The organism is Halopseudomonas sabulinigri (assembly GCF_900105255.1).
GTDB classification, from domain to species: domain Bacteria; phylum Pseudomonadota; class Gammaproteobacteria; order Pseudomonadales; family Pseudomonadaceae; genus Halopseudomonas; species Halopseudomonas sabulinigri.
In genome coordinates this window covers 1,435,533-1,452,302 of record NZ_LT629763.1, presented here as the reverse complement: position 1 = coordinate 1,452,302, position 16,770 = coordinate 1,435,533, and the positions used below count along the sequence as shown (strand labels likewise).

The 16,770-nt window shown below is 59.4% G+C and carries 17 protein-coding genes; 4 read left to right on the top strand and 13 right to left on the bottom strand.

Annotated features, from left to right (window positions below):
• Nucleotide 1: 1 nt before the first annotated feature.
• Nucleotides 2–931, bottom strand: a complete 930-nt coding sequence (locus tag BLU26_RS06490; protein ID WP_092284970.1) for a flagellar motor protein MotB — start codon at nt 929–931, stop codon at nt 2–4.
• Nucleotides 931–1,704, bottom strand: coding sequence for a flagellar motor protein PomA (gene pomA / locus BLU26_RS06485; RefSeq protein WP_092284968.1), 774 nt, complete (start codon nt 1,702–1,704; stop codon nt 931–933). Before pomA ends, BLU26_RS06490 begins: the two co-directional genes overlap by 1 nt.
• A gap of 155 nt (nt 1,705–1,859) precedes the next feature.
• Between pomA and BLU26_RS06480 the strand changes: the two genes are divergently transcribed.
• Nucleotides 1,860–2,576 carry an SIMPL domain-containing protein gene (locus BLU26_RS06480; protein ID WP_092284966.1) on the top strand — a complete coding sequence of 239 codons (717 nt, stop codon included), beginning with the start codon at nt 1,860–1,862 and terminating at the stop codon, nt 2,574–2,576.
• A 13-nt stretch (nt 2,577–2,589) separates the two neighbouring features.
• Here the strand turns inward: BLU26_RS06480 and BLU26_RS06475 are convergent, their stop codons facing one another.
• Nucleotides 2,590–3,354, bottom strand: a complete 765-nt coding sequence (locus tag BLU26_RS06475) for an alpha/beta fold hydrolase (RefSeq protein WP_092284964.1) — start codon at nt 3,352–3,354, stop codon at nt 2,590–2,592.
• 104 nt (nt 3,355–3,458) lie between these two features.
• On the opposite strand from BLU26_RS06475, the gene BLU26_RS06470 reads away from it, so the two are divergent.
• On the top strand, nt 3,459–4,331 hold the full coding sequence (locus tag BLU26_RS06470) for an alpha/beta fold hydrolase (protein WP_092284962.1): 873 nt from the start codon (nt 3,459–3,461) through the stop codon (nt 4,329–4,331).
• On the opposite strand, the gene BLU26_RS06465 is transcribed toward BLU26_RS06470, so the two are convergent.
• From BLU26_RS06465 to ectA, 6 genes are all read right to left on the bottom strand, one after another.
• Nucleotides 4,328–5,926 (bottom strand): cation:proton antiporter family protein, encoded by a 1,599-nt coding sequence (locus BLU26_RS06465; protein WP_092284960.1) that lies wholly within the window; start codon nt 5,924–5,926, stop codon nt 4,328–4,330. The two genes, BLU26_RS06470 and BLU26_RS06465, sit on opposite strands and share 4 nt — an antisense overlap.
• A gap of 177 nt (nt 5,927–6,103) precedes the next feature.
• Nucleotides 6,104–7,534: an aspartate kinase gene (locus BLU26_RS06460; protein WP_092284958.1), complete on the bottom strand. Its 1,431-nt coding sequence runs from the start codon at nt 7,532–7,534 to the stop codon at nt 6,104–6,106.
• A 66-nt stretch (nt 7,535–7,600) separates the two neighbouring features.
• Complete coding sequence (gene thpD / locus BLU26_RS06455; RefSeq protein WP_092284956.1) at nt 7,601–8,518, bottom strand: ectoine hydroxylase; 918 nt, start codon at nt 8,516–8,518, stop codon at nt 7,601–7,603.
• Between the two features lie 23 nt (nt 8,519–8,541).
• Nucleotides 8,542–8,931 carry an ectoine synthase gene (locus BLU26_RS06450; protein WP_092284954.1) on the bottom strand — a complete coding sequence of 130 codons (390 nt, stop codon included), beginning with the start codon at nt 8,929–8,931 and terminating at the stop codon, nt 8,542–8,544.
• A 44-nt stretch (nt 8,932–8,975) separates the two neighbouring features.
• Entirely contained in the window at nt 8,976–10,262 is a 1,287-nt protein-coding gene (gene ectB / locus BLU26_RS06445) for a diaminobutyrate--2-oxoglutarate transaminase (protein WP_092284952.1), read from the bottom strand.
• Between the two features lie 14 nt (nt 10,263–10,276).
• On the bottom strand, nt 10,277–10,798 hold the full coding sequence (ectA, locus tag BLU26_RS06440; protein ID WP_092284950.1) for a diaminobutyrate acetyltransferase: 522 nt from the start codon (nt 10,796–10,798) through the stop codon (nt 10,277–10,279).
• Between the two features lie 221 nt (nt 10,799–11,019).
• Here ectA and BLU26_RS18560 point away from each other — a divergent pair, with 221 nt between their 5' ends.
• Nucleotides 11,020–11,322, top strand: coding sequence for a hypothetical protein (locus BLU26_RS18560; RefSeq protein WP_157719315.1), 303 nt, complete (start codon nt 11,020–11,022; stop codon nt 11,320–11,322).
• A gap of 8 nt (nt 11,323–11,330) precedes the next feature.
• Here BLU26_RS18560 and BLU26_RS06435 read toward each other — a convergent pair whose 3' ends face one another.
• On the bottom strand, nt 11,331–12,101 hold the full coding sequence (locus BLU26_RS06435) for an SDR family oxidoreductase (RefSeq protein ID WP_092284948.1): 771 nt from the start codon (nt 12,099–12,101) through the stop codon (nt 11,331–11,333).
• A gap of 253 nt (nt 12,102–12,354) precedes the next feature.
• Here BLU26_RS06435 and speA point away from each other — a divergent pair, with 253 nt between their 5' ends.
• Nucleotides 12,355–14,274, top strand: coding sequence for an arginine decarboxylase (gene speA / locus BLU26_RS06430; protein WP_092284946.1), 1,920 nt, complete (start codon nt 12,355–12,357; stop codon nt 14,272–14,274).
• Nucleotides 14,275–14,277: 3 nt separating this feature from the next.
• Here the strand turns inward: speA and BLU26_RS06425 are convergent, their stop codons facing one another.
• From BLU26_RS06425 to BLU26_RS06415, 3 genes are read right to left on the bottom strand one after another with little or no spacing between them, the layout of a single operon-like run.
• Nucleotides 14,278–15,000 carry a hotdog fold domain-containing protein gene (locus BLU26_RS06425; protein WP_092284944.1) on the bottom strand — a complete coding sequence of 241 codons (723 nt, stop codon included), beginning with the start codon at nt 14,998–15,000 and terminating at the stop codon, nt 14,278–14,280.
• Between the two features lie 26 nt (nt 15,001–15,026).
• Nucleotides 15,027–15,707, bottom strand: coding sequence for an SDR family NAD(P)-dependent oxidoreductase (locus BLU26_RS06420; protein WP_092284942.1), 681 nt, complete (start codon nt 15,705–15,707; stop codon nt 15,027–15,029).
• A gap of 15 nt (nt 15,708–15,722) precedes the next feature.
• On the bottom strand, nt 15,723–16,694 hold the full coding sequence (locus BLU26_RS06415) for an alpha/beta fold hydrolase (RefSeq protein WP_092284940.1): 972 nt from the start codon (nt 16,692–16,694) through the stop codon (nt 15,723–15,725).
• Between the last annotated feature and the right edge of the window lie 76 nt (nt 16,695–16,770).

Sequence of the window (16,770 nt, the reverse complement as noted above, 5' to 3'; positions counted from 1 at the left end):
CTCACGGCTGCTCGGCGGGCGGCGGCGTGGGGCTCGGGCTGTCCTGCAGCTCCAGATCCTTGATCAGATCGCCCAAATCCTCTTCCATCAGGCGGCGCAGCTGCGCTTCGTATTCTTCGATCGAACCGGACAGGTCAATAATGATTTCCACCCGGCGATTCAATGCCCGGTTTTCCGCTGAATCGTTGTCCGCGCGTGGACGGGTTTCGGCGTAACCCTGCACCTTGAGACGTTCCGGCTGTACCGCGTCGCCGATCAAGAGCGCGTTGGCCACCGACGAGGCTCGGGCAGCGGAGAGGTCCCAGTTCGACTGAAAGCGATAGGTGCTAATCGGTATGTCGTCGGTATGTCCTTCAATAGTGATCTCGCCGGGCAGGCGCGCAATGACGTCGGCGATTTTGTCGAGCATGTCCTCAAAGTCGGCGGTCATGTCGGCCGAGCCAGAGGGGAAGGAGCCTTTTTCCTCCACGCGGATGACGATGCGCTTGCGGTCGTGCTCTAGCTGAATGCGACCTTCCTGCAGTTCATTTTCCAGCACGTCACGCAGTGCCTCGACGCTGGTATCGACCTGCTTCTCGGTGGTTTCTGCCACCTGTTCTTGCAGCTTGCCTTCCATTTCCGCTTTCAGGGTTTCCAGTTGCGGCGCTTCTTCAGTGGTTTGCTGACGCACGCTATCGACCGGTGTCGGCTCGGGTTTGCCCGGCGAAAAGTTGTCGAAAATCGGGCTGGTGCCCATGGGGATGTCCAGTACGGGCACGTCACGTTGCACCCCAAAGGCTTTGGATAACTCACCGGCTATCTGTTTGAACTTCTGTGCGTCAATTTCAGAGAAGGATAACAGCAGCACAAAGAAGCACATCAGCAGCGACATCAGGTCGGCGAAGGTCATGACCCACGCCGGGATACCGGGCTTGTCGTCTTCACCGTCCATCAGGCGTCTTCCGCTTCGCCGCCGGGCTTGGCGACTTTGCCGCGTGGCAGGTAACTGCTCAGCAGCTGCTCTATGACTCGCGGGTTGGTGCCTTCCTGGATGGCCAGAATGGCGTCAATCCACAGCTCTTGCATGCGCGCCTCTTCGGTCATGCGCAGGGTCAGTTTGTCGGCAATCGGAATACAGATCATGGTCGCCAGCATCGCGCCGTAGAGGGTCGTCAGCAGTGCGACCGCCATGGCGGGGCCAATGGATTTTGGATCTTCCATATTGGAGAGCATCTGCACCAGGCCAATCAGCGTACCAATCATGCCCATCGCGGGACCCACGTCGCCCAGCGCGGTAAATACCTTGGCGCCCCAGCGGTTACGGTCCAGGGTGAGCAGGCGTTCCTTTTCCAGGATGGCCTTGACGGTTTCCTGCGGATGGCCGTCGATCAGCAGTTGGATGCCGCTCTTCAGAAAGTCCGCAGAAATTTCCTTGTCCTCAAGAGCCAGCAATCCCTGTTTGCGCGACACGGTGGCCAGATCGATCAGTTCGGTAATGCTTTCTTCCACATCCGGCAGTTTGAAGCGGAATGCGCGGCCTGCGACCTTGATGGCGCCGATGAACTGGCCCACGTTGAATTTTGCCAGCACCACGAAAAGACTGCCGCAGACCACAATCAGCAATGAGGGAACGTTGAAAAAGACTTGTGCGCCGGTCCCCAGAAGGATGGAGGCGGCAATGATGCCGATAGCGCCGATAAGGCCAATAAGTGTCGCGAGATCCACTTTTGCTCCTTGAATTGTGATGGAGGTACAGCAAAGAAAGTTCGGGCGATGGCAGCGGGGCGCTATTCTAAGGGGGAACGCCCGTAAGTTAAATGCCTGGTGTCAAATGTCCGTCCTTTGTTGCCGGGTCCGATTTTGTTTTTATGGAGGTACCTATGCCGTCTGCTTCTCGTATTGCCTGGGGCTCTATCCTGGCCGCTGCGTTGATCGCGTTATCGCTGGCTTTCATGGCTATCAGTCTGAAAACCGGACTGCTGCAGTTTCGTGGCGCTGACCGTGTGGTAAGCGTCAAAGGACTGGCGGAGCGCGAAGTGCCGGCAGATCTGGCGCTTTGGCCGGTCAATTTTACCCTTACTGGCAACAGTCTAGACCAGTTGCAGGATGACATAGACACTCAACAGGGTCTGGTGCGTTCTTTTCTGCTGCTCAAGGGGTTCAAGGAGCCTGAGATCCAGCTATCGGTACCCAAGATTACGGATCAGCACGCCAATGCCTATGGCAATACTTTACCGCCCGACCGTTATCGCGCCGAGGTGACGGTGCTGGTGCGTACCGAGGATGTGGATAGCGTCAAGCAGGGCATGCAGTCGGTTGGCGAGCTGGTCAAATCTGGCGTAGCCCTGACGCAGAGCTATGAATTTCAGCCGAGCTTTCTGTTCACGCAACTCGATAGCATCAAGCCGGACATGATCGCTGACGCTACCCGGGATGCACGTGCGGCAGCGGATCAATTCGCCCGCGATGCCGGTGCCGAGGTGGGGAGCATCCGGCGCGCGTCTCAAGGCTATTTCTCGATCGAGGACGTCGACCCGTTTACGCCGGAAACCAAGCGCATTCGCGTGGTCACCAATATTGATTACAGCCTGGAGTAGGGCTTTGCCTGTGTCACCGGTTGATGAACTCGGCTATCTGCTGTGGCCAGTTTCCGAGTTCCTGGCGCGAGGCGATCACTCTCAGCTCGGCATTGGGCAGATGGTCAGCCAGTTGCTCGGCGCTGGCCAACGGATGGGTCGCATCGCCTTGCCAGGCCAGTATCAGGGTGGGTTGCTGCAAGCTTGCCAGGCGTTCCGGTGGCGGCAGGTCGGACAGCATGGCGCCTTTTAGCAGCGCGATCAGTAACTCTCGGGTAAAGCCGTTGAGGGCCTCGAGTTGCGGTACTGCAGCATCGGGTTGCCCCTGCAATAGCCAATCCGGCAAGGCCGGGAAGCGGCGAGAAAGCTGAATGAATGCATTCAGGCCGCGCCCCTGCAGGAGGCGAATCATCTGCTGATAACGCCGCTGTTGGGCGGCGCGTTGTTGCCAAATGGCCGGCGGTGTAGCCAGTACCAGCCGGCTGACGCGCTCTGGTGCCTTGAGCGCGGCGAGCAAGGCGCTGGCACACCCCAGCGAGTGTCCGCCCAGGGCATAGTGCCGACCGGCGTGTTGGCGGGCAACGGTGAGCATATCTGCCGCCAGCGCAGGCCAGGTGTAACGCGTGGAATCCAGCGGTCGCTGCGACAGGCCGTGGCCGCAGGCGTCATAGCGCACCAGGCGAACGGGCAGGCCAGCGCGGTGAAACCAGCCACTGGCACCTTCCTGCGCCATACAGCCCAACAGACCGTGGCCCCAGACCAGACTGGGGCCTGCACCGGCTATTTCGACCTGAAGCATAAGTCACCATTCCCGATATCGATGCGGCAGCTTAGCAAATACCCATAGCGCTGACAGTGCTGCCTGCGACGTTTAGACTGGCTGCTTTTCAGAGGGTATTGGGCATGGAGTTGTTACCCTGGGCGCATGAAACAAACGCCGGTTTTACCCTGCGCGGTTGGCATAGCCCGCCCAGCGGAAAGCCGCTGCTGCATTTTCTGCACGGCAACGGCTTTTGCACGCGTAGCTATGAGCCGCTGCTGGAGGTGCTGGCTGCAGACTTCGACCTGTGGTTGTGTGACTTGCAAGGGCATGGGCAGAGCGATCACGGTGAGCGCTTCGTCGGCTGGAATCGTAACGCCGAGCTGGCGTTGGAAGCCTTTGAAGCTGGGCGCGAACGCTTTGGTGAAGTGCCTTCCTACGCGTGCGGTCACAGCTTCGGCGGTGTATTAACCGGGCTGATCCTGGCGGCGCGACCATCGCTATTCAATCGCGCGGTTCTCCTGGACCCGGTGTTTTTTCCGCCGGGTTTGATCGCGTTGCGCCGCAGCCTCGGCGTGTTGGGGTTGCATAACAACCCGGTCGCCAAGCGCGCACGTTTGCGCCGCGACAACTGGCCTGATCGCGCTGCAGCGCATGCCGGGCTGCATAATCGCGGTATGTTCCGGGGCTGGGATGAGAGCGCATTCGCCGCGCACATTGCGCATGCGCTGCGTGAGCACCCCGAGCGCGGGGTGGAGCTGTGTTGTCGCCCCAGTCGTGAAGCCGAGGTATTCATGACCATGCCGCAAGGATTGTGGCGCAGCCTGCGACGCGTCAGTACTGCCACCCATATCATTTACGGCGATCGCAGCTATCCATTCGTTGCGGCCAGCGCCCGGCGACTGGCCGCCAGCAGTTCGGCTTTTACCGCACAGAAAACCACCGGCGGGCACTGCTTTATGCTGGAACACCCGCGCCTCGCGGCTCAGAAGGTGAGCCAGACGCTGCTGGGCTAGCTGTTGTTGCTTGCGGCATTGGGCCCGGCGGTTTCGCTGAGCAGGCTGGCGCGCTCGCGTGCGCTGCGTGCGACGTGCTCGGCAAGGCCGGCGCCGGCCTCGCTCATGGTCAGGTAGGTATGGTCGGCGCCGGCGCGGATGATACGGCGGGCAATATCTTCATACATGGCATGCGAAACAATCAGTCCATCGAAGCCGCGTGAGCGTAGCTTCTGTACGGCGATGGTCTTGGCCTCGGCATCGTTCATCGCCAGTATCACCGAGTGTATGTTGGGCATGTCGAGGTTTTGCCAGAACACCTGATCTTCCGCGTCGGCAAACAGCGCCCGGCGCCCAGCCTGCAGGCTGGCGTCTACGGCCACGGGGTCGGAGTCCAGTGCAATAACGTTGAAGCCCTGCTCGAACAGGTTGTCGTAGGCGGCGCGGCCGGTGCGGCCCAGCCCCATGACCAGAATCTGCGCGTCGCCCAGGGTTATGGGTTGTTCATCCGGATGGCGGATGTTGCGCTCGAACGGTAGCAGATACGGTGACAGGCGCTCGTAGACGGAGTGCACGATGCGATTGAGCGGCGCCGACAGCAGGAACGAAAAGGCAACGGTCAATGCCAGCGGTATCAGCCACTGAGGCAGCACCAGACTAGCCATGATCAAACCGAACTCGCTGTAGTTGGCCAGCGTCAGGCTGCTGAGAAAGGCACTGCGCGCGCGCAGTTTGAAGCCCACGAAGAGGAAGAAGAACAGCAGCGCCTTGAGCGGCAGCAACAGGGTCAGCACCAGGGCGAAGACGACCGCGTGCATGTCGGGCAGGCCGCCCAGCCCGATCTGCAGAAAGAAGCCGACCAGAAAGATTTCCTTCAGGCTCCAAAGCGATTGCGACAGCTCGCCGGCGCGCTTGTGACCGGCCATGAGCGCGCCGAAGGCCAGGGCGCCCAGCTCGGAGCTAAGCCCGAGTGCTTCAAAGCCGGCGCCGCCGACGACCAGCGCCAGCAGCAGGCCCAGCAGGATCATCAGCTCTTCGTGGCCGCTCATGTCCAGCAGTTTGAACAGCAGTGGTTTGCTCAGCGGCAGTATCAGCACCAGCAGCGCCCACGCAGAGGGGCTTTTGCCACTGGCGACGCTGATCGCCACCAGCGCGATGAGGTCCTGCATGATCAGCACGCCAATTGCAACGCGGCCGTGGAAGGCGCGCAGCTCGCGCTTGCTCTCTAGCACCTTGGCGGCCAGCACCGTGCTGGAGAACGACAGTGCCATTGCGAGCAAGGTTGCCTCGCCCAAAGGCAGCTCCAGAAAATACAGCAGACCGGCCAGCAGCAAACCGGTGGAGAGCCCGAAATGCAGCAGGCTGCCACCGATCACCTCGGGACGAACCAGGTTCTTGACCTTGAGCTTGAGTCCTACGGTAAACAGCAGCAGAAGCACGCCCAGGTGGGCAATATGGGAGAGTATTTCACTATCCTCGGGCCCGACTCCGACCTGTGTACCCAGCGCCGAGAGCGCAAAACCAGCACCCAGATAGCCAATCAGCGGTGGCAGCCCAACCTGGCGCGTGGCCAAGCCCATCAAGAAGGCGAAAGCAATCCATACTGCTTCAATCACAGGCGATTCCCGTTTCCGTATATAAGGTGCTACCTGGGCCCGCGCTGGTTGTTCCGAGCAGGCGGGTAGCTCGCCAGACTATATCGAAGTTTGCTGTTCCGTGCAGGGCAGGGCGGCAGAAACGACAAGGGCCCGGCAGTTGCCTGCCGAGCCCTCGTCAATCGCTGCCAGCTGGAATCAGGCGGCGACGATCACGTCGCCGTGGTTCTCTGGCTCAATCAGCGCCGAGTGCAGCGAGGCGACTGCAGCATCGTAGTCTTCTTCCTTGATGATGCACTGCATCTCCACCTGGCGGATCGACTGGTGAATCGCCTGGATGCTGATGTCGGAGGCTGCCAAGGCTGCAACAGTCTTGGCCAGTATGCCTTTGACCTTCAGATCCGAGCCAATGGCTGAGACGATCGCGATGTTGTGCACGTTTACCTCGGCCATCGGATAGCGCTCTTCAATCAGGCGCGAGGCACGGTTGATCATCTTGCGCGAGCCTGAGGCGTAGTAGGTGATGCTGTTGGCGTCGGAGTCCTTGTTCACCACATAGAGCTTGAGCTGCTTCAGCAGCTTGGTGATTTCCAGGTCGTAACCTACGTCGCCCAGCATTTCCTGGTCGAACACTTCCAGCCCAAAGACATCCTTGCGACCGGCGATGATCTCCACGCAGGGCTTCTCGCTGCAGTAATCCTGACTGATCAGGGTACCGCCGTGATCCGGCTCGAACGCATTCTTGATGCGCAGGTGGATGCCGGCGCGGCGCAGGGTGCGGGCTGCCTTGGGGTGGATCGCCTCCATGCCAAGGTTGGACAGTTGGTCGGCCACGTCGTAATTGGTCCGACCGATAGTCACTACCTTGTCCACGCCAACCAGGTTCGGGTCGGCACTGGAGAGGTGATATTCCTTGTGGATGATCGCCTCACGCGCGCTGGTGCTGGCGGCGATTTGAGCGAAGGTGATCTCGCTGTAGCCGCGATCAAAGGTGTTCATCAGACCTTCGCTGCAATGCGTGTAACCCGTGGCCACCACCAGCTCACGGCTCAGGTCGATACCGTCAAAGCTGTCCTTGACCATATCCTGAAAGGCCTTGGGCTCACTCTGGTTCCAACCGGTCAGATCGACGAGGCGGGCGTTGATGCCTTTTTTCTTCAGCGCCAGTACGGTATTGAAGGCACTGTGCGCTTCGCCCAGAGAAGCGAGCATCTCGCGCACCTTCATCAGGTGTTCGGTCAGCTGAAAATGTCCGTAGGAACACAGCTGATGCAGGCTGACCATGCAATCACGCACGTCGCTGATGCGGCCTTCGATAAAGCGATCGGCCGCCTGACGCTCGTACTCGCCCTTGAACAGCTCGGCATTCTTGCTGACCATCGCGCTCTGCACGTTGTCCAGCGCCTCTAGCCAGGCATCCTCCACGTGCGCATCAGCGAAGCGCTCATAGACCCCCGGCTCACCGGTCTTTTTATGCTCAAGCAGCATGTTGGTCATACCGCTGTAGGCAGAGACAACGAAAACACGCTGGTACAGCTCGGTACCCTGACGTTGGCCAATGAAAATGTTGTTCAGTACTTCCTCAAAGCGACTCATTGATGTGCCGCCGATTTTCTCTACTGTATGCATAGTCCTGGTTTCTGTCGTTGGTGAATCTTGTCCTGCCACCAGCAGGTCGAGGGCCTCATGCCCTCGTTATCGGTAGTGCTGCGGTGCAATCTGCAGCGGTTCTACCGGGCCGCGTTCTGCGACAAAGTCCGGTCTGGGTGTTAATTCGCCGTAGGGCGCGACCGGTTGGTTGTCTACATGGTTGTAGACGTAAAACAGATTGCTGCGCGGACTCGGCGTGATGTTGCTGTTCGAGCCATGCAGCGTATTGCAATCAAACAGTACTACTGTACCGGCCTTGCCAGTCACCGCTTCTATCCCGCCTTCGGCAACCATATCGTTCAGGCTGCTGTCATCCGGTACGCCCAGTTCCTGCTTGCGCAGTGAGCGCTGATAGTGATTGTCCGGAGTGTCGCCGGTGCAGCTTATATAGTGGCGGTGCGATCCGGGAATCAGCATCAGTGGCCCGTTGTAGGGCGTGTTGTCGGTCAGCAGAATCGAGCAGCTCACCGCGCGCATGCGGGGCAGGCCGTCTTCCACATGCCAGGTCTCAAAGTCGGAGTGCCAGTAGAACTCCTTGCCCTTGAAGCCAGGCTTCAGGTTCATGCGCGACTGATGTACATACACATCACCGCCGACTATGTAGCTGGCGATGCTGGCGATTCTTTCATCGCTGGCAATACGCTTGAACAGATTGTTGCTGCGGTGGATGGCGAATAGCGAGCGTAGTGCACCGCTATCCGGTTCGCGTATCGCCGAGGGCTGTTCGAGCACCTCTTTGTCGTTACGCAGGCGGTTTACTTCGTTGCGGAAAACCGCGACCTCATCCTGATTAAACAACTCTGGCAAGACCAGAAAACCATCACGTTCAAAACGTGCCATCTGGTCTGCCGTGAGCGGGGCATCGTTCGATGGATCTCCGTGAATTATCGGGTCCAGGCGATCGAGCCAGCGGGGTTGTTGGTTGAGCTGTCGTGATGGATATACGTCAGCTGCTACCGTCATAATTCCTCCTCTACATTACCTCGTTAGGTGTTATCTACGGGGTATACGCCGTCCTTGTCGTGTACTTCGCGACCGCTGATCGGTGGGTTGAACACGCAAGCCATTTTCATGTCTTCGGTGCCACCGCGCAGCATATGGTCGTCGTGCTTGTCCAGAATGTACAGCGTGCCGGGACGAATCTGATATACCTTCCCGTCCGACAGTGTTTCGATCTCGCCGTTCCCACTCATGCAGTACACCGACTCAAGATGGTTCTTGTAGTGGATGTGGGTTTCCTTGTTGGCGTAGATGGTGGTGATGTGAAACGAGAAGCCCATGTTGTCGTCCTTGAGCAGCATGCGGGTGCTTTCCCACGTCTCGGTGGTAACACGACGTTCCGAGTTTTCACATTCTTCCAGTGTACGTACGATCATATTTTCTTTTTCCTCTGCGGATAATCGGGACAGGACGCCAAGCTTCAGGAAGCCTGGTTGGCGATGTCTTCAGCCATGACCTTGGCAAAGGCCGCGTCCAGAATAGTCAGGGCCTTGTCGATCTGCTCGTCGGTAATGGTCAGTGGGCACAGGCATTTGACGACCTGGCTGTGATTACCGCTCGTTTCGATAACCAAGCCGTTGGCAAAGGCTTCTTTACAGATGGCGGAAGCAATCTCGCCATTGGGGCAGCTGATGCCGACCATCATGCCGCGACCTTTGACGAACAGGGAGTCGGGGCCATGCTTGCGAGCGATCTTCTGCATGCGTTCCTTGATCAGCTTGCCCTTGGCTTGCACGCTCTTCGCGAACTCATCGTTGGTCCAGAAGTGTTCCAGCGCGGCGGCGGCGGTGACAAAGGCGTGGTTGTTGCCACGGAAAGTACCGTTGTGCTCACCTGGCTCCCACTGGTCCAGCTCGTTGCGCATGATCACGATGGCAAAGGGCAGACCAAAGCCGCTCAATGACTTGGACATAGTGATGATGTCCGGCTTGATACCCATTTCTTCAAAGCTGAAGAAAGTACCGGTGCGGCCACAACCTGCCTGGATGTCGTCGGCGATCAGCAGCATTTCATGCTTGCGGCAGAGCTTCTCAAGCTTGCGCATCCACTCCGCTGAAGCAGCGTTCAGGCCGCCTTCACCCTGCACGACCTCAACGATAACCGCTGCGGGCTTGTCGATGCCGCTGCTCGGGTCGCTCAGCAGCTTATCCATCATCGAGATGGTATTGACGTTGTCGCCAAAGTAGTTGGCGTAAGGCATACGGCTGACATCGGTCAGCGGCACGCCAGCAGCGCCACGGTGATGACCGTTACCGGTGGCCGCCAGCGCACCGATGGTGCAGCCATGGAAGCCGTTGGTGAAGCTGATGATGTTGCTGCGACCAGTCACCTTGCGGGCCAGCTTGAGTGCGGCTTCTACCGCATTGGCACCGGTCGGGCCGCTGAACTGGATTTTGTAGTTGGCGAAGCCACGGGGCTCAAGGATGACCCGGTTGAAGGTCTCCAGAAAACGTTCCTTGGCAGCCGAGTACATATCCAGGCCATGGGTGATGCCGTCCTCTTCCAGGTACTGAATCAATGCTTTTTTCAGTACGGGGTGGTTGTGCCCGTAATTCAGCGTGCCGGCACCGGCCAGAAAGTCGATGTAGCGCTTGCCTTCGGTGGTGACCAGCTCCGCGCCCTGCGCCTGGTTGAAGATGACCGGGAACGAGCGGCAATAGCTGCGAATGTCGGATTCGTTTTTCTCGAACTGTTCGAAATTGTTCATGATTTCTCCTGGTCTCAAGCGTGAGCTGATTGAGTAGTTGATTGAGTAAAGGGTCCAGCACGGTAGATAACTTCGTCGTCGTGCTGTCCGTTGAAATGCGTCTCGCGAGAGAACAGCACTTCAGTGGTGTATTCAGCGCCCAACAGGCGGAAGGCTTTTTTGAACAGCGCCTCTGATGCGTCGTTGCCAGGGGATATGGTCGTCTCCAATCGGGTGACGCCAGCGGCGCGAGTGCGCTCGACCAAAGCGAGCAGCATCTTCAGCGCCAGACCCTGACCGCGCATGCGGCTGTCTACGGCGACCTGCCACACGAACAAGGTGTCGGGGCGGGCCGGGGGGCGATAGCCGGATATGAATCCGACCAAATCACCATCATCTGTCTCGGCAGCGATCGCGGTGTCCGCGAAATCCGCACACTGCAATAAATTGCAGTAGACCGAGTTGGTATCCAGCGGCTGACAACGTGCAACCAGCTGATTCAGAGCAAAGCCGTCCGCAGCGGTGGGCTGGCGGAGTGTCGCGTTTATGGAAGCCAAAGGTAAGTCCCTGAATGTTTATGCTTGAATTCTTTTTCCATAATAAACATATCCGGAAAATTATCTCAACCCGCTGACAATGCCGCTTACAGGCCAATATTTTTGCGCATCAAATATTTATAGCTGTTAAATATTGGCGTCATATTTGAGGTGTTTTATTTGTTGTTTCGGCGTTCAGCCCTTGCCATTAAAGGGATTGCGGGGAGGCCGGAAAAGTTCCAGTGAATAGCTTGGTTGTGGTTTTTGCAGGGCGCAAAAAAGCGCATTGCTTGCAGGATGCTGGTGCAAAATTATTTTTTTGCGCCGAAGTGGAACAGGTTGGTAAAGCGTTCTTGCACCATAGTTGTGCGTCAGCTGATGGGCTTGCGCGCTTGGCGATGGCAGGGAGGGCTTGTGCAGGAGCGGCTGTTGCCGAGATTGCTGGTAGCTTTGGCTGGTGCCGGGGTGGTTTGGTGCGATGCTGCAGCGAAAGTGAATGGCGGCGAGATGCCGGCATCGAGTTCGCGTTGCCGGCAAATGAGTGATTGCAGCGTTAGAGGGTGAAGCCACCGTCGATCGGGATGACGTTGCCGGTCATGTACGCGCCGCCGGCGCTGGCGAGCATGATGGCGAGCGCCGACATCTCTTCTTCGCGGCCCCAGCGCTTCATCGGGATATGCTGGCAATCTTCCGCCATCGCGGCAGCGTCTTGGTGAATGTGCTGGGTCATCTTGCTGGGGAAACGTCCGGGCGCGATCACGTTGACGTTGATGTGCTGGCTCACCAGTTCACGCGCCAGATTGCGCGAGAGCTGATGCACTGCCGCCTTGCTGGGGCCGTAGGAGTAGGCTTCTTCACCAAAGGAGCTGATGCCGGCTACCGAGCCGATGTTGATGACGCGCGCGGGGTTCTCTGCGCTGGCGTTATTGCGCAGCATGGGCAACAGCTGCTGGATGCAGCTGAACACCGAGACAACGTTGAGCTGCATCACCTTTTCCCAGCCGGAAACCGGGAAGTCTTCCAGCGGCGCGCCCCAGCTGGTACCTGCGTTGTTCACCAGAATATCAAGATGGTCGGTGTGCTCGGCAACGTCGGCAGCCAACTGCTTGGCGCCGGCCTCGCTGGACAGGTCGGCACCAATGGCGATGCACTCGCCGTACTGGCTCAGTTCCTGCGCAGTTTGCTGGCCTTCGGCCAGTTTGCGGCAGCAGATGATGACTTTGGCGCCGGCCTCGAGATAGCCCTGCGCGATCATGCGGCCGATGCCGCGACTGCCGCCGGTTACCAGTGCGGTGCGCCCCGCCAGGCTGAAATACTGCTGCATGTGAATTCTCCTCGTGATGATGTTGAATGCGGTTCAGGTATGGCCGATACCTTAATACGCGTGTAACCGGCACCCAAGCAAAGTGAAGGTTTATCCAGAGCGCAAATGCCGGCTCATGCATGCTGCGTGACCGGGCGCGCGTTGCGCTTTTGCTTTATCCTGTGGCGATCAGGCCGCTGTGCCCGGCAAATGAACTGTTTGCTCGGCAGCTTATCTCAGTGGCTGCACCAATCAATCGGCAAGCGAGGTAGTCATGGGCCCAGTACGGCGTTCACGCAAGGAAGATGCATCAGCCTGGACAGTGGCGGACAGCCGCAGTGTGTACGGCATTCGGCATTGGGGTGCGGGCTATTTCAACGTCAGTGACGCTGGGCACGTTGAGGTCATGCCGCGCGGAGCAGAGGCCGGCAGTATTGATCTGCATGAGCTGGTCGGCCAGCTGCGTGACAGCGGGCTGGATTTGCCGTTGCTGGTGCGCTTCCCCGATATTCTGCAATCGCGGGTCAAGCAACTGACCGGCGCCTTCGATCAGAGCATTGCGGCGCTGGAATACGACAGCGGCTACACCGCGCTTTACCCGATCAAGGTCAATCAGCAGGAGACCGTGGTCGAGAACATCATCGCTACCGACAACGTCTCCATTGGTCTTGAAGCCGGCTCCAAGCCAGAGCTGATGGCAGTGCTGGCGCTGGCGCCCAAGGGCGGAACCATTGTTTGTAACGGCTACAAGGATCGCGAGTTCATTCATCTGGCGTTGATTGGTCAGAAGCTCGGGCACAAGGTCTTTATCGTCATCGAGAAAGAGTCTGAAGTACGCCTGGTGATTGAGGAGGCCGAGAAGCTGGGTGTCACGCCGCAGGTGGGGCTGCGTGTGCGCTTGTCGTCGCTGGCCTCCAGCAAATGGGCTGACACTGGCGGGGAGAAGTCAAAGTTCGGTCTGTCGGCGGCGCAACTGTTGCGCGTGGTCGATGCCTTCACCGCGGCTGGTTTGCAGGATGGCGTGCGGTTGCTGCATTTTCACATGGGCTCGCAGATCGCCAACCTGGCGGACTACCAACATGGTTTTCGTGAAGCGATTCGCTATTTTGGCGAGCTGCGCGCGCTGGGTTTGCCGGTCGATCACATCGACGTGGGTGGCGGTTTGGGCGTCGATTACGATGGCACCCATTCTCGCAATGCCAGCTCGATCAACTATGACGTCCGGGAATACGCGCAGACGGTGGTTGGCATGCTCAAGGACTTCTGCGACGAGCAGGGTCTGCCGCACCCGCACATCTTCTCCGAAAGCGGCCGGGCGATGACCGCGCATCACGCCGTACTGGTGGTGCAAGTCACCGATGTAGAGCGCTACAACGACGTGCTGCCGGAAATCGACAATCTGGACGAATTGCCCCAGGTGGTGCGCAACCTGGTTGGTCTGCAGGACCAGCACGATATTGAAATGGTCACCGAGACCTACTGGCGCGCCACACACTATATGGCCGACGTCGCGGCGCAGTATGCCGAGGGCAAGCTGACGCTGTCGCAAAAGGCGCTCGCCGAGCAGTGCTACTTCGCCCTGTGTAACCGCTTGCACACCCAGCTGAAGGCGCGCCAGCGTTCGCACCGTCAGGTGTTGGACGAGCTGAACGACAAGATGGCCGACAAGTACATTTGCAACTTCTCGGTCTTCCAGAGTCTGCCCGACACCTGGGCGATTGATCAGGTGCTGCCGATCATGCCGCTCGACCGCCTGGAAGAAGAGCCGCTGCGTCGCGCCGTGCTGCAGGATCTGACCTGCGACTCCGATGGCAAGATCCGCCATTACGTGGATGAGCAAAGCATCGAGAATAGCCTGCCAGTGCATGAGCTGCGCGAAGGTGAGGACTACTTGTTGGGGATTTTCCTGGTCGGTGCCTATCAGGAAATTCTCGGCGACATGCACAACCTGTTTGGTGATACCGACTCGGTCAATGTTTACCTGCGCCCCGATGGCAAGGTGGTGCACGGCGGTATCGAAACCCACGACACCATCGAGGACATGCTGCGCTACGTGCACTTTGCCCCGGATGAACTGGTTACCCTCTATCGTGACAAGGTGGCCGGCGCCAAGCTCAGTCCCGCGGAGCGCACCCGCTTTGTCGATGCACTGCGGTTGGGGCTGACGCGCTCTTCCTACCTGAGCGCCGAATAGCACTCAGGCTGCGGCGGCCTTTTGCAGGCTGATCCAGGTTGCCTCCGCCCAGGCCACGGCCTCGCCCTGCTGGTTATACAGGGCGGTGCCGGCAAAATGCTTGCGGCCATCGTGGCCTAACGCCCAACCAGCCACCACCAGAGGTTCGCCGGCGCGTACTGGTTGTTCGATGTGGGCAGAAAAGCGCCCGAGCAGCGCTATACCGGCCTGGCCGCGCACCGCGAAGTAACCGGGGCAGTCGAGTGCTGCCCAGAGATATTCACTGCTCACCATACCGCTCTCGTCAGTCAGCGTATCGTCCGGCGTCCAGAGCGCGGCAACCTGCTCGTCGCGCAGCTCGGTCGGGCCGGCAAAAATGCGCAGGCCATCCAGGGGGTCGCGGTTGGTGCCGCAGACAAAGCAGCACGGCAGGTTGTGCTGTTCAAAGCCTTCAAAACGCTCTTGTGCCTGGGCCGCAGTTGCCGCATCCACCGCGCTGGGTAAATTCAGCTCAAACACATGGGGCTTGGCGCTGCCGAGTAGCTGCTCGCCCAAGCGTAGTTCGGCGCCCTCGTCGTTGGCCAATAGCTGCAGAGGGGTATCCAGTGGCGGCGGCGCGTGCAGTGTGATCTGGCAGGGCACGCCCATGGCCTTGGCTAGCAGGCCGGAAACGTAGCCACCATTACCACTGTTGGGAGGGCCGCAAAAGCGTGAGCTGATACTGATGATGTGTTCGCGTTGCTGCATGCTGTGATCCTGAGTGAAGAGGGGTGTCAGTGGCTCCAGCCACCGCAAACCGGAAATATCTGACCGACAAAACAATTGGCTGCATCGCTGCACAGGTACGCGGCGAAGCTGGCGTCTTCTTCGGCGCTGACCAGGCGGCCCAGCGGCACCTCGCGTTGCAGGCGCGCCTGAAAGGCCGGATTGGCTTGTATGTCGGCGGGGAAGTAAGTCGGATTGTCGACGAAGTTCTGCGCAATAGCGTTGACCTGCACGCCCTTGCTCGCCACTTCAGCGCCGACCGCTTGCACCCAGGCCAGCTGCGCGCCGCGGGCGGCGCTGTAGCTGGAAGCACGCTTCATGCCGCGCAGTGCGGAGGCGCTGCCCATCAGGATAATCTTGCCATGCTGGCGCTCGGTCATCATTGGTAGCAGAGCGCGGGCAAAGCGCGGTAGCGGGTCGACCATATGCCGAAACAGCAGCCCCCACTCGTCATCTTCCACCAGCGCGGCCGGGGTGCTGGGCGCGGGTACGCCCAGGTTGAGCAGCAGCACATCAATTGTGCCCACCTCGTTGACCAGCTGTTCCGGCGCCTTGGGGTCCAGAAAGTCGCGGGTGTCGGCAACCACCTCGGCACCGTGGCGCTGCAGTGTTTGCTGCAGGGCAGGGCCCATGAAGGCATCGGCCTGGGTCAGCAGAATACGTTTTCCAGTAAGGTCGCACAGGGCCATGGTGATGCTCCGATATCAGCCAGCGGGAAAGTGTCGTGCCAGAAAGGGTAGCAGTTCGGCGTTCACTTCTGCCGGCTTCTCTGCCTGAATCCAGTGGCCGCAATCGGCGATGACACGTTGCTCTACCCGGGGCACTACGTTGGGCATTTTCTTGATGGTGTAGGCCTCCAGGGTGCCGACCGGGTCCCGGTCGCCAATCAGAAACAGTGCCGGCTGCTCAATCTGTTTGCCGGCCAGCGCCTCGGTGCGCTGCCAGCTGCGCTCGAAGTTGCGGTACCAGTTGATCGGGCCATGGAAGCCGCTCTGCTCGAAGGTCTTCACGTAAACCGCAAAGGCTTCGGCCGAGCACCAGACTGGCGGCGTGCCGGGGTCCATATAGTCGTCCAGCCAGCGCGAGTCTGCCGGTTTATCCTGCACCAGCGAGTTGTCGCCGTCGGTGCCCGACAATCCGTGCATCATCAGGCGCATGGTGCGGGGGATGTCAGCGGCCATCTCGGCCTCGGCGAGGCCGGGCTGCTGGAAATAGACGATGTAGTGAAAGCGATCCTTGTAGGCTTCGCGCATCATGTTGATCGCCGGTTGCCGGGGGCGGCCGCCGAAGGGGACCGACATACCGCAAACTGCCTTGACTCGCGCCGGTTCCAGTAATGCCAGGTGCCAGGCGATCGGGGCGCCCCAATCGTGGCCGATCATGGCCACCTGTTCGTGGCCAAGGTGATTCATCGCCCCCTGGATATCGGCGCAGAGAGTGATCAGGTCATATTGATCGACTGCCTCGGGTGCACTGCTGGCGCCATATCCGCGCATTTCGGGTATGTGCACGCGGTAGCCCTGTGCCGCCAATGCCTGCGTCTGATGGCGCCAGGAGTACCAGCATTCCGGAAAGCCGTGCAGCAGCCATACCGGTCGGCCGCTTTTGGGCCCCAGGGTGTAAAGGCTGAGCTCGATGTTGTTGGTGGGGATCATCTGGTGTTCGAACTGATCCATCGGGGGTGCTCCCTGTTGTCTGCTGGCCACACTATGGCAAAACCGCGGGCAGTTGGCTTGCTCTGTGCTTGGGCTA